The sequence below is a fragment of the Amycolatopsis sp. genome (assembly GCF_025464955.1).
Classification (GTDB): Bacteria; Actinomycetota; Actinomycetes; order Mycobacteriales; family Pseudonocardiaceae; genus Amycolatopsis.
On sequence record NZ_JAODNM010000157.1, the window covers coordinates 47,344 to 69,982 of the forward strand.

The 22,639-nt window shown below is 68.0% G+C and carries 18 protein-coding genes and 1 pseudogene; 8 read left to right on the forward strand and 11 right to left on the reverse strand.

What is annotated here, in order from left to right; all coding sequences use genetic code 11:
• Window positions 1-45 precede the first annotated feature (45 nt).
• From JWQ81_RS40035 to araD, 4 genes are read right to left on the reverse strand one after another with little or no spacing between them, the layout of a single operon-like run.
• Window positions 46-1,602, reverse strand: coding sequence for a hypothetical protein (locus tag JWQ81_RS40035; protein ID WP_297550200.1), 1,557 nt, complete (start codon window positions 1,600-1,602; stop codon window positions 46-48).
• On the reverse strand, window positions 1,599-2,393 hold the full coding sequence (locus tag JWQ81_RS40040; protein ID WP_297550202.1) for an ABC transporter ATP-binding protein: 795 nt from the start codon (window positions 2,391-2,393) through the stop codon (window positions 1,599-1,601). The genes JWQ81_RS40035 and JWQ81_RS40040 overlap by 4 nt, the downstream gene beginning before the upstream one ends.
• 43 nt (window positions 2,394-2,436) lie before the next feature.
• A complete protein-coding gene (locus tag JWQ81_RS40045; protein WP_297550204.1) occupies window positions 2,437-4,227 on the reverse strand; it encodes a VanW family protein in 1,791 nt (596 codons plus the stop codon).
• A gap of 50 nt (window positions 4,228-4,277) precedes the next feature.
• Window positions 4,278-5,996 carry an L-arabinonate dehydratase gene (gene araD, locus JWQ81_RS40050; RefSeq protein ID WP_297550206.1) on the reverse strand — a complete coding sequence of 573 codons (1,719 nt, stop codon included), beginning with the start codon at window positions 5,994-5,996 and terminating at the stop codon, window positions 4,278-4,280.
• 174 nt (window positions 5,997-6,170) lie between these two features.
• Between araD and JWQ81_RS40055 the strand changes: the two genes are divergently transcribed.
• A complete protein-coding gene (locus tag JWQ81_RS40055) occupies window positions 6,171-6,827 on the forward strand; it encodes a GntR family transcriptional regulator (RefSeq protein WP_297550208.1) in 657 nt (218 codons plus the stop codon).
• A gap of 79 nt (window positions 6,828-6,906) precedes the next feature.
• Here the strand turns inward: JWQ81_RS40055 and JWQ81_RS40060 are convergent, their stop codons facing one another.
• Complete coding sequence (locus JWQ81_RS40060) at window positions 6,907-7,767, reverse strand: chitosanase (protein ID WP_297550210.1); 861 nt, start codon at window positions 7,765-7,767, stop codon at window positions 6,907-6,909.
• 491 nt (window positions 7,768-8,258) lie between these two features.
• Window positions 8,259-8,852, reverse strand: coding sequence for a TetR/AcrR family transcriptional regulator (locus JWQ81_RS40065; RefSeq protein WP_297550212.1), 594 nt, complete (start codon window positions 8,850-8,852; stop codon window positions 8,259-8,261).
• Between the two features lie 97 nt (window positions 8,853-8,949).
• On the opposite strand from JWQ81_RS40065, the gene JWQ81_RS40070 reads away from it, so the two are divergent.
• Complete coding sequence (locus tag JWQ81_RS40070) at window positions 8,950-9,132, forward strand: hypothetical protein (RefSeq protein ID WP_297550213.1); 183 nt, start codon at window positions 8,950-8,952, stop codon at window positions 9,130-9,132.
• Here JWQ81_RS40070 and JWQ81_RS40075 read toward each other — a convergent pair.
• A complete protein-coding gene (locus tag JWQ81_RS40075; protein ID WP_297550215.1) occupies window positions 9,119-10,288 on the reverse strand; it encodes a saccharopine dehydrogenase NADP-binding domain-containing protein in 1,170 nt (389 codons plus the stop codon). The genes JWQ81_RS40070 and JWQ81_RS40075 overlap by 14 nt on opposite strands.
• A gap of 188 nt (window positions 10,289-10,476) precedes the next feature.
• Between JWQ81_RS40075 and JWQ81_RS40080 the strand changes: the two genes are divergently transcribed.
• The gene (locus JWQ81_RS40080; RefSeq protein WP_297550217.1) at window positions 10,477-11,391 is read left to right on the forward strand and encodes a hypothetical protein; all 915 of its coding nucleotides are present in this window, start codon (window positions 10,477-10,479) and stop codon (window positions 11,389-11,391) included.
• A gap of 6 nt (window positions 11,392-11,397) precedes the next feature.
• Here the strand turns inward: JWQ81_RS40080 and rho are convergent.
• Window positions 11,398-12,522, reverse strand: a pseudogene (gene rho, locus JWQ81_RS40085) (transcription termination factor Rho); the annotation flags it as partial.
• Window positions 12,523-12,777: 255 nt separating this feature from the next.
• Here rho and JWQ81_RS40090 point away from each other — a divergent pair.
• Both JWQ81_RS40090 and JWQ81_RS40095 read left to right on the forward strand, forming a co-directional pair.
• Window positions 12,778-13,374, forward strand: a complete 597-nt coding sequence (locus JWQ81_RS40090; protein ID WP_297550219.1) for a GNAT family N-acetyltransferase — start codon at window positions 12,778-12,780, stop codon at window positions 13,372-13,374.
• Between the two features lie 82 nt (window positions 13,375-13,456).
• On the forward strand, window positions 13,457-14,620 hold the full coding sequence (locus tag JWQ81_RS40095; RefSeq protein ID WP_297550221.1) for a lactate 2-monooxygenase: 1,164 nt from the start codon (window positions 13,457-13,459) through the stop codon (window positions 14,618-14,620).
• On the opposite strand, the gene JWQ81_RS40100 is transcribed toward JWQ81_RS40095, so the two are convergent.
• On the reverse strand, window positions 14,572-15,267 hold the full coding sequence (locus JWQ81_RS40100) for a rhomboid family intramembrane serine protease (protein WP_297550223.1): 696 nt from the start codon (window positions 15,265-15,267) through the stop codon (window positions 14,572-14,574). The genes JWQ81_RS40095 and JWQ81_RS40100 overlap by 49 nt on opposite strands.
• A gap of 38 nt (window positions 15,268-15,305) precedes the next feature.
• Here JWQ81_RS40100 and JWQ81_RS40105 point away from each other — a divergent pair, with 38 nt between their 5' ends.
• Window positions 15,306-15,956, forward strand: coding sequence for a TetR/AcrR family transcriptional regulator (locus tag JWQ81_RS40105; protein WP_297550224.1), 651 nt, complete (start codon window positions 15,306-15,308; stop codon window positions 15,954-15,956).
• On the opposite strand, the gene JWQ81_RS40110 is transcribed toward JWQ81_RS40105, so the two are convergent.
• Entirely contained in the window at window positions 15,941-16,834 is an 894-nt protein-coding gene (locus tag JWQ81_RS40110; protein ID WP_297550226.1) for a phosphotransferase, read from the reverse strand. The two genes, JWQ81_RS40105 and JWQ81_RS40110, sit on opposite strands and share 16 nt — an antisense overlap.
• Window positions 16,835-16,879: 45 nt before the next feature.
• On the opposite strand from JWQ81_RS40110, the gene hrpA reads away from it, so the two are divergent.
• Window positions 16,880-20,812, forward strand: a complete 3,933-nt coding sequence (hrpA, locus tag JWQ81_RS40115; protein WP_297550228.1) for an ATP-dependent RNA helicase HrpA — start codon at window positions 16,880-16,882, stop codon at window positions 20,810-20,812.
• Window positions 20,813-20,862: 50 nt separating this feature from the next.
• Here the strand turns inward: hrpA and JWQ81_RS40120 are convergent, their stop codons facing one another.
• Window positions 20,863-21,768 (reverse strand): polysaccharide deacetylase, encoded by a 906-nt coding sequence (locus JWQ81_RS40120; RefSeq protein ID WP_297550230.1) that lies wholly within the window; start codon window positions 21,766-21,768, stop codon window positions 20,863-20,865.
• 173 nt (window positions 21,769-21,941) lie between these two features.
• On the opposite strand from JWQ81_RS40120, the gene JWQ81_RS40125 reads away from it, so the two are divergent.
• Complete coding sequence (locus JWQ81_RS40125) at window positions 21,942-22,559, forward strand: GTP pyrophosphokinase family protein (RefSeq protein ID WP_366942376.1); 618 nt, start codon at window positions 21,942-21,944, stop codon at window positions 22,557-22,559.
• Window positions 22,560-22,639: the final 80 nt, after the last annotated feature.

Sequence of the window (22,639 nt, forward strand, 5' to 3'; positions counted from 1 at the left end):
TCTAACCGGCCGGAACACTCACCAGCCCTGGTCACAACCGGCCGCCTAGCGCTCCTTGCTGACGGTGGCGAGGAGTTCCGGACCGCGCTGGATGAGCCGGGCGAGGGCGATCCGGCCCCACCACCAGGCCAGCACGCCGCCGACGACGATCCCGAGCGGGACCCCTGCCCAGGTCAGCACCGGAGTGTGCGTCAGCGTCCCGGCCAGTTCGAGGCCCGCGACCGGGAGCGCGGCCACGACCAGCAGCGCCGTGATCGACAGCTGCAGCAGCGCGCGGGCGCAACCCGGCCTGCCGCCCGAAGCGAACGGGCTCGCGTTGCGCCGCTGGTCGGGCAGCGGGAACGCGACGAACACCGACTGCAGCAGGATGACGCCGGCCCCGGCCCCGACCAGCGCCGGGACGAGCCCGAACACCCAGGGATACAGCCAAGCCTTCGACGTGACGCCCGGTAGCACGGCGGCCAGTAGCAGGCCGAGCGGCGCGATGAGCAGCGCCCAGCCGAGCTGCCTGCCGCGGACGTCGGCGCGCTCGGCCCCGGGGACGACGAGGGTGTGCCACAGGGCGCTCCCGTCGAAGCCGTACAGATTGCCGGCCTGCATGCTGGCGAAGACCACGACCAGCACCGACAGGAACGGCAGCGTCTGCGAGGTGCCGCCGGACAACGCGGGCGCGACCGCGATCACGACGCCGACCAACAGCGTCGAGAGCAGAGCTGTCCGCCGGCGCACGTCGCGCCACCAGGTGTGCAGCTCCTTCCGGGCGACCGCGCCGATCGGGGTGTCCGGCAGCAGCTGCCGCCTGGTCGTGCGCTTCGCGCGGGTGCGGGACGAGCCGCGGAACGACGTGCTCGTCGTGCGTCTGACCAGCAGCGCGCCCCACAGCGCGAGAAGAGCGGCTAGGACGGCGACCATCGCCAACAGCAGGCCGAGAACCTCGAGCCACGAGGAGTCCGCCGCGGCGCGGACCGCGACCGCGCCCCAGCCCGACGGTAGCGTCCGGACGACCGTGGTGAGCGTTGACGCCCTGCCGTCGACGATGGCCGGTCCGACGCTGCTCAGCACGTAGTTGATGGCAATCCCGGAGAACCCGGTGAACGCCACCAGCAGGATGCCGAGCTCCTTGCCCTTGCGTGAAGTCAGCAACGCGCCCAGCCCGGCCATCACCACGCGGTACACGAGGACGACCAGTGCCAGCTGCAGCACCGAGAACACCAGGCCGATCAACGCCGGTCCGATGCCGAACCGCAGCCCGTAGACGAACAGGCTGAGGAACGCCACCAGCGTGACCACGGATGTCACGCCGACCAGGCTGGCGGCGAGCAGCCCGGCGGCCAGCTTCCGGCGCGGGATGGGCAGCAGCGCGAAATGCTCGGGTCGCAGGGTCTCGTCGCCGCCGCCGGTCGCGACCGGGGAGAGCACCCAGCCGATGAACCAGATGGCGTAGAGCGAAGTGAGGACGTCGACGCTGGTACCGGGGTGGTCGAACGGGATGATCCCGGCCAGGATGGTGACGCCCGCGGCGCCGAGCCCGAGCAGCCCGCCGAAGATCATCGCGGCCAGTTGGCGTCCGTGCAGGGAGTTGCGCAGGACGCGCAGTTTCATTCGGGCGAGGACGCCAACCACGACAGTCCTTCCGCGCCGCCGGTACGTCCGCCCACGATGTGCACGAACGCTTCTTCCAAGGTGCCTTCGCCGCGGACCTCGGCGAGCGGACCGGCCGCGACGACCCGTCCCTTGGTGATCACCGCGACGTCCGTGCAGAGCTGCTCGACGAGCGCCATGACGTGGCTGGAGAGCACGACGGCGCCGCCGGAGGCGACGAAGCGCTGCAGGATGGTGCGGATGGTCGACGCCGACACCGGGTCGACGGCCTCGAACGGTTCGTCGAGCACGAGGAGCTTGGGCGCGTGCAGCAGCGCCATCGCCAGGCCGATCTTCTTGCGCATCCCGGCGGAGTAGTCGATGACCAGTGTCCGTTCGGCTTCGAGCAGTTCGAGGACACCGAGCAGCTCGTGCGCGCGTTCGGCGACGGTGACCGCGTCGAGGCCGCGGAGCAGGCCCATGTAGTTCAGCAGTTCGCGGCCGGTCAACCGTTCCGGGATCGACAGCCCGTCGGGCAGCACCCCGATCAGCGTCTTCGCGACCTGCGGGTTCTGCCACACGTCGACGCCGAAGATCCGCGCGCCGCCGGAGTCCGGCCGCAGCAGGCCGACGGCCATCGACAGGGACGTCGTCTTGCCGGCGCCGTTCGGCCCGACCAGGCCGAAGAACGACCCCCGCGGCACCTTCAGCTCGACGTTGTCGACAGCTCTGGTCGACCCGAACGACTTGCACAGCCCGTACAGCCACATCGCGGGTTCGGCAGGATCCCCGGCGGTGGTGTGTTGCGTCATGTAGCCCCCTTGTCCATCGGAGGAGGCTACCGTCAGCGCCGCGCTAACCGCAGGTGATCTTCGGCTGCGGGTTGTAGTGGACCGTGCGGGTGTCGCGGCGGACTTCACGGCCGGTCGCGGCGTCACGCAGGATCCGGGTGTCCGAGGTGGTGAACCCCTGCGCGCCGGCGCCGGTGTGGCAGTTTTCGGCAGGCCCGGGTTTTGTCGGCGGCTCGCTGAAGTTCGACCGCTCTCCCGGCACCGATTCGACGTCGTATCGCTTGGTGCCCCACAGTTTCACCGTCAGCGAGGACGAGGTCCAGATTGTCTGGATCGCCACGCCGGTCTCGCTGTCGTTGGTGAACTTCAGGTCGATGACGCTGGCGCCGTCGGGGTTCTGGAACACCGTCGCCTCGCGCGCGGCGGGGTAGCGGCTGATGTAGTAGCTGTGTTCGCGGTGCCCGGCGTCCTTCATTCCCGCGAAGTACGACGCGTTGTAGAGCGTGGTCGCGAACTGCGAGATGCCGCCGCCGACTTCGCGGGCCGGCGCGCCGTTCTCGATCACGCCCGCCTCCACGTACCCCTGCGGAGCCCCGCGCGGGCCGGTGAAACCGTTGAGGCTGAACGTTTCCCCCGGTTTGACCAGTGCGCCGTCGACCTTCTTCGCCACGGCCCGGATGTTGACCCCGGAGTCCTGGGCGAACCCGCCGGTGGTGAACTCGCCGATGACCTCGTTGACCCCGAGCTGCTCGGCCTGCGCGGTGGTGACCTTTGCGGGTTTGTTCGTGTACTGCGCTTCCAGCTCACGGCCGTCCGCGCGGGTGAGGACGTCGAGCATCGGTTTCAGGCTGGCTTCCCAGTCGATGGTGTGGCCGTCGACGGACGGCTGCACCGACGGTTTCCCGCTGGTGAACACGAGTTGGGCGTCCTTGCCCTCTTTCTCCGACGACTGCAGCTGCGGCTCTGCCTTCGCGACGATCTTCGCCTGGTCGACGACCGGGTTCAGCGCGCCGCCGTCACCGGGGGTGAAGGTCAGCGCGCCCGCAATGTCCAGCGGCGCGAGTCGTGCGTCCTTGCCTTCGCCTTTCACCACGACAGGCGCTGCGACGGCCGGTTTCGCGACACGGTCGAGGGTTTCGTGCACGGCCGCCGACGACACCTTCACCGGTTTCGGGACGAGGGGGAGCTCGACGACGTCATCGGAGACCCAGCGGGTGAGCACGGTCTCGGCCGCGGCGGCGGTGTCGAGCTTGCGGCCGGGTATCGGTTCCACCGCGACCGGCTGGACGCCGTCGAAGCGGACCGTGCCTTCGACCGGATCGTGATCGGCTTTGGCACGTAAGGCTTCCAGCGTGGCGGCCAGCTTCGTCTCGTCCGCGCGGGTGACCACGTCTACTTCGTGGCTGGAGAACATCGACGTGAGCCGGGTGAGCGGGTTGAGCGGCTGGGTGCCCGCGGCGTCCAGCGTCGCCGGGATGTCCAGGCGCAGCCCCGCCGCCGACGGGGTCAGCGACGCCTCGACATCACCGGCCCTGACGCGCACCGGCTGGGTGAGCCGGGCGCCGATCCGGGCGCGGAGTTCCTGGTCGGCCGCGCCGTGGCTCATCCCACCGAGGTCGACCCCGGCCACACTCACCCCGCGCGGCACCTCGCCCTGGCTCGCCAGCAGGTCGATTCCGTAGATCGCGGCGAGCGCGCCCAGCACCGAGCCGGTGATGATGACCGCCAGTCGGCGCCGTCCACCGCGCTCCGACTCCGGCTCCGGGGGGCCGGCGGGCTCGGGCATCGTGACCGGCAGGATGTCCGTCTGCTCGGAATGCGACTCGGGCCAGCGGGGGTCCCGCGAAAACTCCACTCGGGTGACGATACTCGGTTACCGGACAACTCCGACAAGTCACCCAAGGATTATCGGACGTCCGGCTCCGGATTCGCCCCGGGGCGGGCGAGGAAGTCGAAGTCGCAGCCTTCGTCGGCCTGGGTGATGTGCTCGGAGTAGAGGGCGCCGTAACCGCGTTCGAACTTCGGCGCCGGCGCGACCCACTCCGCGCGACGACGCTCGAGCTCGACGTCGTCGACTTCGAGCCGCAGCGTGCGGGCCGGGACGTCGAGGGTGATCGGGTCGCCGTCGCGGACCAGCGCGAGCGGCCCGCCGACGAACGATTCCGGCGCGACGTGCAGGACGCACGCGCCGTAGCTGGTGCCGCTCATCCGCGCGTCGGAGATCCGGACCATGTCGCGGATGCCTTGTGCCAGTAGATAGTCCGGGATGGGCAGCATGCCGTACTCGGGCATGCCGGGCCCGCCGAGTGGCCCGGACCCGCGTAGGACGAGCACCGAATCCGCGGTGACGGCGAGCGCCGGGTCGTTGATCCGCTTCTTGAGGTCGGGGTAGTCGTCGAACACCACGGCAGGCCCGGTGTGTCGCAGTAGGCGGGCTTCGGCGGCGATGTGCTTGATCACCGCGCCCGAAGGGGCCAGGTTGCCGTGCAGCACCGCGACCCCGCCTTCGGCCGCCAGCGGGTTGTCGCGCGGCCGGATGACGTCGTCGTTGTGCACCCGCGCGCCCTCGAGGGTCTCGCCGAGGGTGCGGCCGCTGACCGTCGGCCGGTCGGTGTGCAGCAGATCGGTCAGTCGGGACAGCAGCCCGGGCAGGCCGCCGGCGTAGTAGAAGTCCTCCATCAGGTAGGCCCCGCCCGGCCGGATGTTGGCCAGCACCGGGACTTCCCGCGCGACGACGTCGAACTCCGCGAGGCTCAGCGGGATCCCGCAGCGGCCGGCCATCGCGATGAGGTGGATGACGGCGTTGGTCGAGCCGCCGAGTGCCAGCACGGTGGTGATCGCGTCGGCGAACGCGTCTTTGCCGAGCACCTGGCCGATCGTCAGGTCCTCCCAGACCATGTCGACGATCCGCAGGCCGCTCGCCGCCGCCATCCGGTGGTGGGCGGAGTCGACCGCGGGGATCGACGCGGCGCCGGGCATGGTCATCCCGAGCACTTCGGCGGCCGAGGTCATCGTCGACGCCGTGCCCATGGTCATGCAGGTGCCAGGGGAGCGGGCCAGTCCGCGTTCCAGTTCGGCGAGCTCGGTGTCACCGATCAGCCCGGCGCGTTTCTCGTCCCAGTACTTCCACATGTCGGTGCCGCTGCCGAGTACCTCGTTGCGCCAGTGGCCGCGCAGCATCGGCCCGGCGGGCACGAAGATGGCGGGCAACCCGGCACTCGCGGCGCCCATGAGTAGGGCGGGCGTGGTCTTGTCGCAGCCGCCCATGAGCACCGCGCCGTCGATCGGGTAGGACCGGAGGATTTCCTCGGTCTCCATCGCGAGGAGGTTCCGGTAGAGCATCGGCGTCGGTTTCTGGAAGGTCTCCGACAGCGTCGCGACCGGGAATTCGAGTGGGAAGCCGCCGGCCTGCCAGACCCCGCGTTTCACCTGCTCGGCACGTTCCCGCAGGTGCATGTGGCAGGGGTTGATGTCGCTCCAGGTGTTGAGGATCCCGATGACCGGCTTGCCGAGGTGCTCCTCGGGGTTGAGGCCGAGCTGCCGGCTCCTCGCCCGATGGCTGAAGTCGCGCAGGTCGTCGCCGCCGAACCAGCGGTGACTGCGTAGGTCCTCGGGTCGTTTCATGGTTTTCCTCGGGGTGCTGCGGGTGGCTTGCCGGTCGATATCGTCGATCTTACCGGGTAGGTCGAATATGAAGTATCATATATGATTTGCCGACGCGTGACCTTCTCCACTCGCCAAGCGCGAGGCAAGTAGATTTGGCAGTATCTGCGAAAGCGAGCCGATGCGGAGATCACCATGCCAGGGACGTTCAGCTTGCCGGCCTCACGGACCGAAGTGGTGCTGGAGGAGATCCGCCGGGGCATCCTGACCAGGGAACTCCTGCCCGGTCAGCCGCTGGTGGAGGCCGAACTGGCTCAGCGGCTAGGGGTGTCGAAGACTCCGGTGCGCGAGGCGCTGAAGGTGCTGTCGAACTCCGGCCTCGTCACGTTCAGCCCGTACAAGGGCGCTTCGGTCCGCGTGGTCGACGCCGATCTGGCCAGGGCCGTCTACGACGTCCGCCTGGTGCTGGAGCCCGAAGCCGTCCGGCGGGCTGTGGACCGTCACGACGCCACGCTGTTCGAGGACGCCGGTGACGCGCTCAAGGAGGCGTCCGCGGCGATCACCGCGCGCGACCAGGCCACGCTGAGCCTGGTCAACCGGCGCTTCCACCGCGCGCTCTACTGCGGCTGCGGCAACCCGCTGCTCGTCGACATCCTCGACGACCTCAAGGACCGGGCCGCGCTGATCAGCGTCGTCGGCTGGGACAACAACCCCAGCTGGCGCAAGGAGTGGACCGAGCACAAGGCGATCCTGTCCGCCGCGAAAAAGGGCGACGCCGACACCGCGGCCGAACTCCTGCGCGCGCACATTTCCGAGTTCCTCGCCCGGATCCTCGGCGCCATCGGGGATTAGCTTGGGGACTAGCTCCTGGATTGACGGAACGGCCTGCCCCCTCCGCAGAGGACAGGCCGTTCGCCATCTACAGAACGACTCAGCTGATCGAGTACGAGTCGCCGTAGGTCTTCCACTTCAGCGGGGTGTGCAGGTCGAGGTTGCCCGCGTTGAGGAACACGCGTTGCTCGGTGTCGACGCGGGAGGTGTCGGAGTGGGCCTCTTCCTGCTGCATGACCTTCTTGCGCACGTCCAGGAACGCGTTCAGGTAGGTGGTCTCGTTGCCGCCCTGTGACGGGGGCTTGGCCTTCTGGATCGCCGCCGAGCGGATTCCGCCGAAGCTGTCGGAGGTGTCGCCGGGCCCGTGCATGACGATGGCGTCGTAGTAGGCGAACTGGCCGAGCGCGCCCAACCCGTCGGACTTCGCCTGGTTGACCGACGGGTTGAAGTAGACGCGGTCACGTTCGTTGTTCTGCGCGGTTTGGAAGGCGGAGGTGCCCGCGGCCTGCTGCCACGCCGAGATGAACGCACTTCCCAAACCGGTGTGCGAGGCCGTTCCGTTGACCTTCTTCAATGCCGGCAGGTACTTGGCCAGCGGGTTTCCCGGGTTGGCATCGGTATAGGCCTGTACCAGTTCGAGCATGTCACCGGTACCGGAGCAGAAACCGATGATGCCGGCGGTGTAACCGCGGCCATCGCCGATGTCCTCGATGTATTTGTACTGGGCCTTCCAGTCCAGTGAAGAGTTTTCCGCGCTGGAGACGAGCTCCATCGCGATCTCCTTCTTGGCCGGGGAAGCGAGGTCGCCACCGGAGGCCTTGATCGATACCGATGACGCCGACGCGTGCGCCGCCGCCGCGAGTGCGGGGGAGGCCGTCGCCGGAGTGGCGATGGCCAGTGCCAGAACGGAAGCGACGCCGATGCCGAGGCGAACTCCGGGGCCGACTTGACGATGAGACATGCAGAAAGTTTCCTTCCGCGATAAATAGGCGAGAAATCGACTGCGTTTTTCCCTATTTCGGCACGGCCACCAAGGACAGGTGGAAGCCCTGCCTCCGGTCGGCGTAATTAGGTGACGTATGCCCGGCACGGTGCCCCATTTCGGACCGGCTGCCGTAAAACGGTTCCTTTCGTCAGCGGGCAAGTGTGCCCTGCTGTCGTGGCGGCGTTGTCAGTAAGGTAGCCATCCTGGAATGATTATTCAAGAGTGATTGGTAGGTTACTTTACGAACACGTCGAAGTGGTCTAGTCCCGGCGTGTGCGGGACTGCGACGATTTGACGTGTCGTGAAGGCCACCTGCACGACGCGACTGGCCTTCAACCCCGCTACCAGCACCCACTCGCCCCGGTCCTTGCTGCTCTGCACAGAACCGACCACCCCAAACCCCCTTAAGTTCCAGGCAGTGTGGTCAACGCACCGCGAGGGTCGCCATCAGGATGGCCTTGAGGGGTCTACTGCGGCGTGCCGGAGAAGAGGCGGATGACGGCCGGGAGTACGTGCACCGGGATGGTCGGGTCGATCGCGCGCTGCACGCCGAGTCCGATGCCCAGGCTGAGCAGGGCGGTCGCGGCGTCGTCCGCCGACATCGGCAGCGTGATCCCGAACTGTTCGGAGTAGCTCGTCAGCAGGGCCGCGATGGTGTCCCGGATGGCCTTGTCCCGGATCGCCAGCTCGTGGCGGACCTCGGGATGGTGTCGGACGTTGGTCGCGAACTCGACCTCGAGCGCGGTCCACGCCTGGTCGCCGATGCTGCGTTCGGCCCATTCCTCGAACGCCGTGATCAGGCCTTCCATCCCGTCGGCGTCGATAAGGGCGCCGGCGATGAGGGCGACCTGCTCCTCGTGGATCCGGTCGAGAACGGCCAGGCAGAGCTCGTCCTTGTTGCGGAAGTTGGAGTAGACCGCACCTTTCGAATAGCCGGCTTCGTCGGCGACCTTCTCCAGCGACGTGGCGAGATAGCCGTCGCGCAGGAAGAGTTCCTTGGCCGTCGCGACGAGTTGCTCGCGGGTACGGGCCTGGCTTTCCGCGCGGGTGAGTCGAGCCATGGCGGCCACTCTAGATCCTGGTATCCGGATACCGGCGGTCTGTCCCGCGACAAGTTGTACCTACCGTCAGTATCGAGAGACTATTAGTATCCAAAGTATGTATAGGCGAGATTTCGAGGTGCTCGTCGTCAGTGCGGGGATCCGGCTGCGCCAGCGGGGGATCACCGACTTCGCCGTGCTCGGCACTGGGCACACGTCGGCGTTCAAGCGGGCTGGGAGCGCAGTTGACGCGCGGGCGAGTGCAGGCGGCGACCGGGTGAGTGCAGTTACAGGACGGTGAAGCGCAGGCCGGCGGCGACGAGGCGGGCGAGGAGGGCGTCGCCCATCGCTGTCGCGGTGGTGACCTGGCCGGACGTCGGGGGGAGGTCGTCGTGGGCGAGGCACAGGGCGGACTCGGCGAGCATCTTCGACGTCTCGCCGTAGCCGGGGTCACCGCCCGAGACCTCGGTGCGCACGCGCTGTCCGCCGCCTTCGCCGTGGAACGTCACCGTGAACCAGGACTTCGCCCGTTTGCGCGCGTCCGGCCCGTCACCCGGCTTGCGGAAGTTCGACAGCGCGGTGCGCAGCGGCGGGATCTGCGCAGCGGCGAACAAGGCGCCGAACCCGGCCGCGCCGGCGATGACGGTCGGCAGGTGCTTGACCGCCGCGAAATGCCGGTAGGTGAAGTCCGGTCCGTACCGTTCGAGCGCCTTCGCCGAGCGGCCGACGATCTGCGGGTCTACGGTCGGCAACGGCACGGCCCAGAGCCCGGAGTCACGCACGCGGTGCGGCGCGCCCAACGGCGTCCGGACCCGCCGCTTCTCCGGGCGCGCTTCCACCTGCGCACGTTCTTTTGCCGCCCTCGCCATGGATCGGGTGTTCCCGAACCCCAGCATCGCAGTGGTGAACGTGCCGCCGGAGAACGTCGCCGAAGCCCGCACGTACCCGTCGACTGTGATCGGCACGCCTTCGGGCAACTGTTTGACCGTGAAGAACGCACCAAGGTCGTGAGGGATGGAATCGAACCCGCACGCGTGCACGATTCGCGCTCCGGTCTCGACCGCGCGAGCGTGGTACGCGACGTACATGCGGTCGACGAAGTCGGCTTCGCCGGTGAGGTCGACGTAATCCGTTCCCATGTCGGCGCAGGCTGCTACCAGCGGTTCTCCGCGTACGGCCCATGGTCCGACGGTTGTGATGACGACTTTTGCCGCCTCGGCGACAGCCCGCACGGAATCCGAATCGGCCACGTCCGCGGTGAGCACCGGCAACTCCGCACAGGCCGGATTGATCTCGGCAAGCCGGTTTCGCAGGGTTTCGAGCTTGGCCGGATTGCGTCCCGCCAACGCCCACTTCGTGGTCGCGGGAGCGTTGAGTGCCAAGTACTCGGCGGTCAGCGCCCCGGTGAACCCGCTGGCGCCGAACAGCACCAAGTCGTACGCGCGATCGGTGGGCATCTTCGCTGACTCCTTCCCAGTGGACGTGGTGGGCTACACCGACCGTAGCGGGTCAACGTCTGCGAGCGCGCTGCGAAGAGGTTGGGGTGAGGCCAAATGGGGAACGGTGGTTCCTTCTGATCACGGAAACGGGTCACAATTAACACCGACGGCCCGATAGCGGCGCGAGATTCACAAGGACGGTGGGAGTGAACGCACTCGACCTGGACTGGAAGCCCTATGCGGGCCGGTTCGCCGCGAGTCTGGCGGAGGGCGGTGAACTCAGTTCGGCGGGTCTGCGCGAGGCCTTCGCGGCTGTCGCGCGGCACGTGTTCGTACCCCGCGCGTATCGCCAGGACGCCGATGGCGGCTGGACGCCGTTCGACACGGTGGACGATCTCAGGTCGGTGTACTCGCCAGAAGGCCTGGTCACCGAGCTGAGCCGAGCAGACGGCAGTCCGATCGTGTCCGATCCGGGTCCGCGCCTGCTGGCCTGGGCGCTCGAAATGCTCGAACTCAGCGACGGACATCGGGTGCTGGAGATCGGGACCGGTACCGGTTACACCGCCGCGGTGCTGGCCCATCGGCTGGGCGGTGGCCAGGTGTTTTCCACTGAGTTGAGCGCGGACGTCGTCAAGGTGATCCTGAAGAGGCTTGCCCTGGCCGAGGCCATCCCGACCGTGGTCGCCGCCGCACTCGAGCACGGACTTGCCGAGCACGGGCCGTACGACCGGCTCCTGGTCAGCCGCCCGGTTTCGGCCGTGCCGTGGGCTTGGGCGAGTCAGCTTGCGCCCGGGGGAGCGATGCTCGTTCCGCTCGACGTCGGCGGCGCGAGCGGCCGGGTGCGGCTGACACTCGACGGCGACTCGCTCCAGGGGCGCTTTCTTTCCGAGCCCGGCGCCGCCGCGCTGGAGGACGGCGAAGAGCCTGCGATCGTGAAGTTCCTGGCGCTGTTGCAGTTGCCCAGGGGTACCGGGATGGTGCAGCGGGCGGGCTCGCGATGGCGCACCATCGGCAGTCCGGGCTGGGAGCGATTCGGGCTCACCGTGCTGCCCGACGGGTTCCACCGCGTCTGGCTCGACGATCCCGACGGCGACTTCCGCTGGACCCTGCCGCCGAACTGAATTCGCTTACGCCGCGATCGGAGCCCCGGCGGCGGGGACCCTCGAGGCGGGAACCCTGGCGGCCGGGACACTCGCGGAACCCAGTACCCGCAGGAGGAATTCGGCGTTCGACCCGGTTTTCTTCAGCTGGTCGAGGAGCTGGTCGATCGCGTGGTGGCTGTCGAGGCCCTGCAGCGCGCGCCGGACGTGGCGGACGGCGGCGAGTTCGTCGGGGGAGAGCAGCAGCTCTTCCTTGCGGGTGCCGGACGGGTTGATGTCGACGGCCGGGAAGACCCGGCGTTCGGCGATCTTGCGGTCCAGCTTCAGCTCGGCGTTCCCGGTGCTCTTGAGCTCCTCGAAGAACACGGTGTCGCCGGTGGAGCCGGTTTCCACCATCGTGGTGGCGAAGATGGTCAGCGAGCCGCCGCCTTCGATATTCCTTGCGGCGCCGAGGATCCGCTTCAGCGGGTGCAGCGCGGAGGCGTCGATCCCACCGGTCAGCACGCGGCCGGAAACCTTGGCGGACAGGTTGTACGCGCGGCCGAGGCGGGTCAGCGAATCGAGCAGGAGGACGACGTCCTCACCGGCTTCGACGAGTCGTTTCGCCCGTTCGAGGGCGAGTTCCGCGATCGCGGTGTGCTCGGCCGGCGGGCGGTCGAAGGTGGACGAGATGACCTCGCCGTCCACCGACCGGCGGATGTCGGTGACCTCTTCCGGCCGCTCGTCGACCAAGACCACCATCAGGTGACATTCGGGGTGGTTGATCGAGATGGCCCGCGCGATCTCTTGCAGCACGGTGGTTTTCCCGGCCTTGGGCGGGGAGACGATCAGCGCGCGCTGGCCCTTGCCGACCGGCATGACCAGGTCGATGACGCGGGTGGTGAGCCGGTGCTGGTCGGTTTCCAGCAGCAGCCGCTGGTTGGGGTGCAACGGGGTCAGCGCGTCGAACTGCGGGCGCTTGCGGGCCTCGTCGGGGCTGACGCCGTTGATGGTGTCGAGGTTCGGCAGGGTGCCGGCGATTTCGTCACCGGCACGGAGGCCGTACTTGCGGACGACGGCCTGCGGCACTGTCGGGTCGGACGTCTTGGGGACGTAACCGCCGGTGCGCAGGTAGGCGGTGGTTCCACGGAGATCGACGATCCCGTGAACGGGTCGGGCGGGTAGTGCGGATGTGGTGGTGCGTTTGGTGTCTGACATGGGGTTCTCCTTGAAAAAGGGTAAGAATATGGACGCGGACCGGAAGTGATCACGGTGTCCGCGAGGGGGAACGACTGAATCGTGTCGTTCTGGGGGAAAAGTCTCAGAGATCCCTGGAGCGGCTACGTTCTTCACGAGCCTTCGATCCACAGGGGATGACACTAGGTTAATGCCTCGACGCTCGCAGCGCAAGTCCGTACCGTTCGCCGGATGGACATCTTCCTCCAGACCGACCGGCTGATCCTGCGCCGGTTCACCGAGTCCGATGTGGACAATCTGGTCGCGCTGGACAGTGATCCCGAGGTCATGCGGTTCATCACCGGCGGGCTACCGACGCCTCGTGAGGAGTACGAAAACGACCGTATGCCGCGGTATCTCTGGTACTACGAGCAGTTCGCCGGGTACGGATTCTGGGCTGCGGTGGAAAAGTCGACTGGCGACTTCGCTGGCTGGTTCCATTTCCGCCCCGCCGAAGATGCCCCATCCGACGAGCCGGAGCTCGGCTATCGGCTCAGAAAGTCCTGCTGGGGCAAGGGCTACGCGTCCGAAGGCTCCCGTGCCTTGATAGACAAGGGCTTCACCGAGCTGGGTGTGAGCCGGGTGGTCGCCTACACTATGGCGGTCAACGCCGCGTCGAGGCGCGTGATGGAGAAGTGCGGACTCACGTTCGTGCGGATCTTCGTCGCGGACTGGCCGATGCCTGTCGAAGGCGATGAGCACGGCGACGCCGAGTACGCGCTGTCTCGAGCCGATTGGGAAGCCCGAAGGGGCGATGACCCCCGCCTCGAAAGGCTGCACCAGGTGTAGCGCTCGGCCGCCGCCAGGTATTCCCGGACATCCCGATCGGGTTACCGGCCGGTACAGTGCGGACCGGCGCGAGGAGGCCCCAGTGACAGAGCGGTTCGGCAGCTACCAGAACGAGATCTACCTGCAGGGACTCAGCGGTGTCCTGCCCCCGTGCTCGACGGACGCGACGAAGCTGGAGGACTCCGCGAGGGAGTTGCTCGGCCCGGGTCCCTTCTCCTACGTGGCCGGCGCCGCGGGTTCCGGGGCCACGGTCCGCGCCAACCGCGAAGCGTTCGACCACTGGCGGCTCGTGCCGAGGATGCTCACCGACGCCACCGACCGCGACCTGTCCACCAGGGTCCTCGGGACCAGGCTCCCCGCGCCGGTACTGGTCGCGCCGGTCGGCGTCCAGTCGATCGTGCACGCCGACGCCGAGCGCGCCACGGCCCGCGCCGCGGCCTCGGTCGGCCTGCCGTTCATCCTGTCCACGGCCTCGTCGACCACCATCGAGGACGTCGCCGTCGCGAGCGGCGCCGGTCCCCGCTGGTACCAGCTGTACTGGCCGAACGATCCCGACGTCTGCGCAAGCATCCTGGCCAGGGCGAAGGCCGCCGGTTACACCACGCTCGTAGTGACCCTCGACACCTGGACGCTGGCGTGGCGCCCGGGCGACCTCGACCAGGCGTACCTGCCGTTCCTCACCGGCCACGGCACGGCGATCCCGTTCTCCGACCCCGTTTTCCGCAGTCGCCTCGACAAGACCCCGGAGGAGGACCCGCCCGGCGCGATCCTGCGCTGGGTGTCGATGTTCACCGGGACTGACAAGAGCTGGCAGCAGCTGCCGTTCCTGCGTGAGCACTGGGACGGTCCGATCGTGCTGAAGGGTATCCAGCACGTCGACGACGCCCGCCGCGCGGCGGACGCCGGGATGGACGGGATCGTCGTGTCCAACCACGGCGGCCGCCAGGTCGACGGCGGGATCGGCTCGCTCGAGGCGTTGCCCGGCATCGCCGCCGCCGTCGGCGACCAGATCGACGTGCTGTTCGACTCGGGTGTCCGCACCGGCGCCGACGTCGTCAAGGCGCTGGCGCTGGGCGCGAAGGCCGTGTTGCTCGGACGGCCCTTCGTCTACGGCCTCGCGCACGCGGGGGAGGCCGGGGTGCGGCACGTGCTGCGGAGTCTGCTCGCGGATCTCGACCTCACGCTGGGACTGTCCGGTCACCGCACGCCTGCGGAGCTGACCCCCTCGGTGCTGCACCGCTCCTGAGGTGCCCGCCGGCGGCGCTGGACCAGTGCGACGAGGACGCCGACGACGATTCCGGTGATCATCGGTTCGCCGTGTGCGTTGCCGAGTGCCAGGCAGACGACGCCGTCGGCGGCGATGCCCAGCGCGAGTAGGACGGATCGTCGGCCGGGCAGGGTGACCAGTGCCAGCCCGGCCATGGTGGTGGCCAGTCGGAAGGTGACCCCGGAGTTGCCGCCGCCGTCGGGCTGGGCGATCAGGAACGTGTCGATGCTGAACACGGCCAGGATGCCGAAGAACAGCGCCAGCGTGGTCGCCGACCCCCAGACGCGCTCGGCCGCGACCGCGACGATGGCCAGCACGAACAGGTTGAACGCGGTGCCCGGGACGCCGCCGTCCTGGACCATGAACGAGGTGAACGGCCGCCACCACTGGCCGTGGTGCTGGATGAGGTCCCAGTTCCGGTTCAACGCGCGGTAGATGCCGGGGTAGGCGAACTGCAGCAGGGACGGCACCGCGACCAGGGTGAACAGCCCGATCGCGACGCGGGGAAGCCGGCGGACGCTGACCTCGCGGCGTTCCGGCAGCTTCTCGGCGGCTTGGAACGAGAGCACCAACATCACCACGAAGAGCGAGCTGAACACGAACTGCGGAACCATCGTTACCCCCATTTACTAGACTGGACCGTCTCGTTTGATAATATGGCAGCATGCCGGTCCAGTCGTCAAGCACGCCCCCGCCGCGGCGGGGCAGGCCGCCGTCGAGCGCGAAGCGCGGCGCCATCCTCGAAGCCGCGACCGAGGTCTTCCTGCGGGAGGGCTACAACGGGACGAACCTCGACGTCGTCGCGAAGATCGCCGACGTCTCCAAGCAGACGGTCTACAGCCACTTCACCGACAAGGAGACGCTGTTCCTGTCCGTGGTCGAGGCCGCTCGCGCCGAGGCCCCGGCGTCGCTGATGGCCCCTGGACGTCGGTTGCTGTCGGCGTCGGACCTGCGCGGGTCGCTGGTCGAGTTCGGGGAGGCACTCCTGGAGCTCGTCCTGAGCGACCGGGTCGCTGCGCTGCGCCGGGTCATGATCGGTGAACTGGCACGCATGCCCAAACTGCGCGAGCTCTGGGCCGCCGGCGCCCCGGCCGAGCTGTGGCTGCGTTTGGCGGGGGAGTTCGGTGAACTCGCCGCCGACGGGGTCGTCGACATCCCGGACGTGCCAGCCGCCGTGACCCAGCTGTTCGGCCTGCTCGGGTACGAGGGGCAGTCGAAGTCCCTCTACGGCGTGATCGCGCTGACCTCGGCGGAGAAGCGGGCGATCGCGGAGTCGGCGGCGGAGCTGTTCGTCCGTGCTTACGGGCCGCGCTGAACCAGTTTCGTTACCAGCGCGAGGATGTCCGCGGCCAGTGGTTGCTTCGGCGGCCGGGTCAGGAAGTCCGCGAGCGCGAAGAGGTCGAGCGCGCGAGCGGTATCCCGCCAGCCCATGGGTAGCGGTCCGACCCCGGTGACGATCCCGGCGGTGAAGGGCGTCTCGCCGAACCGCAGCACGTTGCCGAGGTCGGCCAGCGGGTTGCCACTGAAGGCGAACTCCCAGTCCAGCACTGTGATCCGCCAGCCGTCGCCATCGCTCGCGGCGAGCAGGTTCTTGGCGTTGAAATCCGCGTGGACCAGCCGTGCCGTGCCGCTGACGGCGTTCACCAGCGGCGTCCAGGCGTCGGCGAGCGACCGGAGACCGTCCAGTTCGTACGGTGAGAGCTGCCAGCCGGGATCATGCCGCTCGAGGCACTCCGCGACGAACCCGGCCAGGCTGGTCGGCGCGGGCTCCGGTTCAAGCGAGGCGTCGGCGAAGAACCCGGGCCGGTCGAACTCGATCGTGCCGATCGCCGCCAGCACTCGTCCGGCCGCGACACCCACGGCCTCGGCTTCGGTCGTCGACAGCGTGGGCAAGAGCCTGTCGACCGGAGTGCCCTCGACGAAGTCGAGCAGTAGCGACGGCCCGGCGGGATCCTTCGCGACGACACCGGCCACCGGTACCACTCCGCGGAGCTTCGCGGCGAGCGCAGTCTCGACGTCCGCGCGGTTCGCGGAGCCGTAGCCGCGCAGCACCCACTTACCGCCGTCGACGCCTTCGAGCAGCAGGTTGTCGTTGCGATAACCGCCGGTCAGGACCGAGATGCGGACGATCTCGACGTCCGGCAGGGCCACCGTCTCGACCCACTCACGGGCGCGGCCGGTCAGCTCGGTCATATTCGGAAGCCTCCCTCGTCACCCACCGCTATCCTTGTCGGAAGAATGTCTACGCCACCCCCGCGCCAAGAAGCTGCCGAAACCCGTCCGCGGGTTCAGGAGCTCCGATCCCGCCTGCCCGAGTTGATGCCGCGCGACGCGCATCGGCTGCGCAGGCGGCTCGACGGCGCACGCAGATCACGCGGCAAACCGGCTCAGCTCAGCCCTGAAGCCCTGGTCCAGATCGCCGCCGACATCGACGCGGCCGAGCTGCGGGTGCAGCAGCGCCGGGAGACCGTGCCGACGCTCAAGTATCCCGAAGAGCTGCCGGTCAGCCAGCGCAAGGACGACATCGCCGCGGCCATCCGGGACAACCAGGTCGTCATCGTCGCGGGGGAGACGGGCTCGGGCAAGACCACCCAGCTGCCGAAGATCTGCCTCGAGCTGGGCCGGGGCGTGCTCGGCCAGATCGGGCACACCCAGCCGCGGCGGCTGGCCGCGCGCACGGTGGCCGAGCGCATCGCGAGCGAGCTGGACACCGAGCTCGGCGACACCGTCGGCTACAAGGTCCGGTTCAGCGACCAGTCCGGCCAGACCACGCTCGTCAAGCTGATGACCGACGGCATCCTGCTCGCCGAGATCCAGACCGACCGGATGCTCCGGCAGTACGACACGCTGATCATCGACGAGGCCCACGAGCGCAGCCTCAACATCGACTTCATCCTCGGCTACCTCAAGCAACTGCTGCCGAGGCGCCCCGACCTCAAGGTCATCATCACTTCGGCGACGATCGATCCGGAGCGGTTCTCGAAGCACTTCTCGGACGCGCCGATCGTCGAGGTCTCCGGCCGGACTTACCCGGTCGAGGTCCGCTACCGGCCGATCGTCGACCCGGACAATCCGCAGGCCGACCAGGACCGCGACCAGACGCAGGCGATCTGCGACGCCGTCGACGAGCTGATGGCCGAAGGCCAGGGCGACATCCTGGTGTTCCTCTCCGGCGAGCGGGAAATCCGCGACACCGCCGACGCGCTGAACAAGCAGGACCTGCGCAATACGGAAGTCCTGCCGTTGTACGCGCGGTTGTCGTCCGCCGAGCAGCACCGGGTGTTCAACCGGCACACCGGACGTCGTGTCGTGCTCGCGACCAACGTCGCCGAGACCTCGTTGACCGTGCCGGGTATCAAGTACGTGATCGACCCCGGCACCGCGCGGATCTCGCGCTACAGCCACCGGACCAAGGTGCAGCGGCTGCCGATCGAGCCCGTCTCGCAGGCGTCGGCGAACCAGCGCAAGGGCCGGTGCGGCCGGACGTCCGACGGTACCTGCATCCGGCTGTACACAGAGGACGAGTTCGACGCGCGCCCCGAGTTCACCGACCCGGAAATCCTGCGCACCAACCTCGCGTCGGTCATCCTGCAGATGACTTCCTTGGGGCTGGGCGACATCGCCGCGTTCCCGTTCGTCGAGCCGCCGGACAGCCGTCAGATCACCGACGGGATCCAGCTGCTGCAGGAGCTCGGCGCGTTCGACCCGAAGGCCACAGAGGACTCGAAGCGGCTGACCGACGTCGGCCGCAAGCTTTCGCAGCTCCCGGTCGACCCGCGGATGGGACGGATGGTGCTCGAAGCGGCGGAACACGGCTGTGTCCGCGAAGTGATGGTCATCGCCGCCGCACTGTCCATTCAGGACCCCCGCGAGCGCCCGGCCGAGAAGCAGCAGCAGGCGGACCAGCAGCACGCACGGTTCGTCGACAAGGATTCGGACTTCCAGACGTACCTGAACCTCTGGGCGTATGTCGAGGAGCAGCAGAAGGAACTGTCCAGCAACCAGTTCCGCCGTCGCTGCAAGGCCGAGTTCCTGAACTACCTGCGCATCCGGGAATGGCAGGACATCTTCAGTCAGCTCCGCCAGACCGCGAAACCGCTGGGCATCACGCTGAACACGACCCCGGCGGACGCCCAGCGCGTCACCACCGCGCTCGTCGCGGGTCTGTTGTCGCACATCGGTTTGAAGGACCCGAACAAGGGCGACTATCTCGGTGCCCGCGGTTCGCGGTTCTCGATCTTCCCCGGTTCGGCGTTGTTCAAGAAGCAGCCGCGCTGGGTCATGTCGGCCGAACTGGTCGAGACTTCGCGGCTGTGGGGCCGCGTCAACACCAAGGTCGAGCCGGAGTGGATCGAGCCGCTCGCCGCGCACGTCGTCAAGCGCACGTATTCCGAGCCGCACTGGGAACGCAAGCAGGGCGCGGTGATGGCGATCGAGAAGGTGACCCTGTACGGGGTGCCGCTGATCGCCGACCGCCGGGTCAACTACGGCCGCATCGACCCGGAGCTCTCGCGCGAGCTGTTCATCCGGCACGCGCTGGTCGACGGCGACTGGCAAACCAACCACCGGTTCTTCGGCGAAAACCGGGCGCTGCTCGACGAAGTCGAAGATCTGGAGAACCGCGCGCGGCGCCGCGACATCCTGGTCGACGACGAAACGCTGTTCGAGTTCTACGACCAGCGGGTCGGCGCGGACGTGGTGTCGGCACGGCATTTCGACACCTGGTGGAAGAAGACCCGGCACGAGTCGCCGGACCTCCTCAGCTTCGAGAAGTCGATGCTGATCAACGATTCCGCCGGCGGGATCCAGGAGTCGGACTACCCGGACACGTGGAAGCAGGGCGCGCTGACGTTCCCGCTGACGTACCAGTTCGAGCCCGGCGCGGACGCGGATGGCGTGACCGTCCACATTCCACTCCCGGTGTTGAACCAGGTGACCGAGGACGGGTTCGACTGGCAGGTGCCGGGGCTGCGCGAGGAACTGGTGACAGCGCTCATAAAGTCCCTGCCGAAGCAGCTCCGGCGCAACTTCGTCCCGGCGCCGGACAACGCGAAACTGGTGCTGGCACACGCGAAACCTGCCGACGGTCCGCTGCTCGACGTCGTCGGCGAGGTTCTAGAAGACTTGCGCGGGGTCGTCGTCCCGTATGACGCATGGCAGCTCAATGAGGTGCCGGACCATCTCAAGGTCACCTTCCGCGTGGTTGACGTCAAGGGCAAAAAACTGGGCGAGAGCAAGGATGTCGAGTCGCTCAAGCATCTGCTGAGTGGCGAGGTCCGGGCGACGATCTCCCAGGCGGCCGACAGCATCGAGAAGTCCGGCCTGAAGACTCCGGCGTTCGGTGACCTGCCGAAGATCTTCGCCGGCAAGCAGCGCGGGCACGACGTCAAGGCGTACCCGGCTCTGGTCGACGAGGGTGAGACGGTCGCTGTGCGGCTGCTCGACACACCTGGCCAGCAGCAGCATTCGATGTGGGCCGGAACGCGCAAGATGCTGCGGCTGAACCTGCCGTCGCCGATGAAGTACATCACCCGGAACCTCAACAACCAGGCCAAACTCGTCCTCAACCGCAACCCGCACGGCAGTGTGGCCGCGTTGCTGGACGACTGTGTGGACTGTGCGGTCGACAAGCTGGTGGTCGACAACGGCGGTCCGGTGTGGGACGAGGCGGGTTTCGCGAAACTGCTCGACAAGGTGCGTGCCGGACTGAACTCGGGCGTACTCGTCGTGCTGGACGAGGTCGAGCGCATCCTCCGCGCCGCGAACGACGTCGAGACGCTCCTGTCCGACACCAGAGGTCCGGCGGAATCGCTCGCGGATATCCGGAGTCAGCTGAAGTCGTTGGTGCACGCGGGTTTCGTCACCGAAACCGGTCAGGATCGGCTCGCCAACGTCGTCCGCTACCTGCGCGGGATCGAACGCCGGCTCGAGAAGCTGCCGACCGACCCGACCCGGGATCTCGAGCGGCTCGGCGACGTCACCTGGCTGCTGGGGGAGTACCGCACCCTGCTCGCCGCGCAGCCGCCCGGCACGTCCAACGCCGCGCTGCTCGACGTCCGGTGGATGATCGAGGAACTGCGCATCAGCTTCTTCGCGCAGACCCTCGGCACCGCACACCCCGTCTCGACCAAACGCGTCCTCCGCGCCATGGACGACGCTGCCGCCGGCTAGGACTCGTGAGCGTTTAGGCACGCCCGGGTGCGGGTGTCCCGCATGGCACACTAGGCGGCCGGAGCACTCACGAGTACGTGGTCGACGACCTGGGCGTGGGTACCGAACCAGACTCCCTCGTGACCGCGGATGTGGTCGAGGAGTTCGGCGAGCACGGCCAGGCGGGACCGGTGCCCGATGATGTGCGGATGCATGGTCAGCTGGAACAGACCGCCCTCGGCGTAGGCGTCGTCGAACTCGTCGCGCCAGATCGTGAGCACCCCGCGCGGCGGGGTGTAGGGCCGCAGCGACGCGAACCTGTCCATCATGAAGTACGGCGCGTCGTCGCGGATCCACTCGACGGGCAGCTCGACCACTCCGGTCGGTTCACCGTCGGCCAGGAGTTCGTACGGTTCGTCGTCGGCCATCAGCGAGGAGTCGTAGCGCAGACCGAGCTCCCGGGTGATGGCCAGGGTGGCCGCGGAGAAATCCCAGGACGGCGTCCGGATACCGACCGGCCGGACGCCGGTGAGCCGCTCGAGGACGTCAGCGGCGCGAAAGGTCAGGTCCCGCTCGTCCGCTGCCGCGAGTTGCGTGTTGCGCTCGTGGATCCAGCCGTGCAGGGCGACTTCGTGGCCACCGTTCACATAGGACTTGACCTCGCCGTCGTGGAGCAGGGCGGACACGGCGGGCACGAAGAAGCTTGACGGCGCGCGGTACCGCTCCAGCAGGGCGAGGATCCGCGGGACGCCGACGCGCGCGCCGTACTCGCCTTGGGCGAGCTTGCCGGGCAGCACGTCTCCGTCGCGCAACGCCGGGGTCTCGTGGTCGGAGTCGAAGGACAGCGCGACAGCCACCTTCGCCCCGCCCGGCCAGGAGGCCGGTTTGAGGGACCGGCCCGCCCGGACGTGGTCCACGTGACCGCGCCACGTGTCCTCCTCCCATTGCCAGGGCTCGGGTTTCCGGGGATCGCTCATGTGTCCTCCACTGCCGTGTCCAGCGCGTTTTGACGTGGTCACCCGCAGGGGGCGGGAACCCCGTCGCTGTTAATCTCGTTCTCCTCAGTGACGGATAGTAATGACGGACAGTGTTCGCGAGTGACGGGAAAAGTGCGGTGAAGAGCTCCTCAGTGCGCAGGTCGCTGCCAAAGGTGACCGAGGATGCGCTCGACGAGCCGGGCATCGATCTCTCCCGGTTCCTGCTGGTATACAAGTTCGCCATCGAAGAGGTGATGACGAAACTGCGGATCCTCGGCGAGGAGTTCGACTTCATCCACCGGCACGACCCGATCGAGCATGTCACGAGCCGGGTGAAACGCCCCGAGGCGATCAAGGACAAACTGCGCCGCCGGGGCCTCGAGCTCGATCTCGACGTGATCGCCGAGCACCTCGACGACGTGGCCGGCATCCGCGTGGTCTGTCCGTTCGTGTCGGACGTCTACCGGGTCGCGCAGATGCTGACCAGGCAGAACGACGTCGAGCTGCTCCTGCGCAAGGACTACATCGACGCGCCGAAGGCCAACGGCTACCGGAGCCTGCACCTCATCCTGCGCATCCCGGTCTTCCTGTCCGACCGCGTCGAGCACGTCAAGGTCGAGGTCCAGCTGCGCACGATCGCGATGGACTTCTGGGCGACGCTGGAGCACAAGCTGTGCTACAAGTACGAAGACCAGGTGCCCGCCGACTTCGCCGAGGAACTGGCCAGCACCGCCACCATCGCCGCCCAGCTCGACGCCCGGATGCAGGCCCTGCACCTCCGCCTGCACTGAGGTTGAGCCCTCAAAGCATCGCAACTCGCCGTCGAGTTGCGGTCTCTTAGAAACTAAGAGACCGCACAAAAGCGCAAAAG

What these genes read in the sequence shown, in the direction of transcription:
- JWQ81_RS40035 (WP_297550200.1), bottom strand. Translation starts at nt 1,602, where the DNA reads ATGAAACTGCGCGTCCTGCGCAACTCCCTGCACGGACGCCAACTGGCC.
- JWQ81_RS40040 (WP_297550202.1), bottom strand. Translation starts at nt 2,393, where the DNA reads ATGACGCAACACACCACCGCCGGGGATCCTGCCGAACCCGCGATGTGG.
- araD (WP_297550206.1), bottom strand. Translation starts at nt 5,996, where the DNA reads ATGAAACGACCCGAGGACCTACGCAGTCACCGCTGGTTCGGCGGCGAC.
- JWQ81_RS40055 (WP_297550208.1), top strand. Translation starts at nt 6,171, where the DNA reads ATGCCAGGGACGTTCAGCTTGCCGGCCTCACGGACCGAAGTGGTGCTG.
- JWQ81_RS40060 (WP_297550210.1), bottom strand. Translation starts at nt 7,767, where the DNA reads ATGTCTCATCGTCAAGTCGGCCCCGGAGTTCGCCTCGGCATCGGCGTC.
- JWQ81_RS40065 (WP_297550212.1), bottom strand. Translation starts at nt 8,852, where the DNA reads ATGGCTCGACTCACCCGCGCGGAAAGCCAGGCCCGTACCCGCGAGCAA.
- JWQ81_RS40070 (WP_297550213.1), top strand. Translation starts at nt 8,950, where the DNA reads ATGTATAGGCGAGATTTCGAGGTGCTCGTCGTCAGTGCGGGGATCCGG.
- JWQ81_RS40075 (WP_297550215.1), bottom strand. Translation starts at nt 10,288, where the DNA reads ATGCCCACCGATCGCGCGTACGACTTGGTGCTGTTCGGCGCCAGCGGG.
- JWQ81_RS40090 (WP_297550219.1), top strand. Translation starts at nt 12,778, where the DNA reads ATGGACATCTTCCTCCAGACCGACCGGCTGATCCTGCGCCGGTTCACC.
- JWQ81_RS40100 (WP_297550223.1), bottom strand. Translation starts at nt 15,267, where the DNA reads ATGGGGGTAACGATGGTTCCGCAGTTCGTGTTCAGCTCGCTCTTCGTG.
- JWQ81_RS40105 (WP_297550224.1), top strand. Translation starts at nt 15,306, where the DNA reads ATGCCGGTCCAGTCGTCAAGCACGCCCCCGCCGCGGCGGGGCAGGCCG.
- JWQ81_RS40110 (WP_297550226.1), bottom strand. Translation starts at nt 16,834, where the DNA reads ATGACCGAGCTGACCGGCCGCGCCCGTGAGTGGGTCGAGACGGTGGCC.
- hrpA (WP_297550228.1), top strand. Translation starts at nt 16,880, where the DNA reads ATGTCTACGCCACCCCCGCGCCAAGAAGCTGCCGAAACCCGTCCGCGG.
- JWQ81_RS40120 (WP_297550230.1), bottom strand. Translation starts at nt 21,768, where the DNA reads ATGAGCGATCCCCGGAAACCCGAGCCCTGGCAATGGGAGGAGGACACG.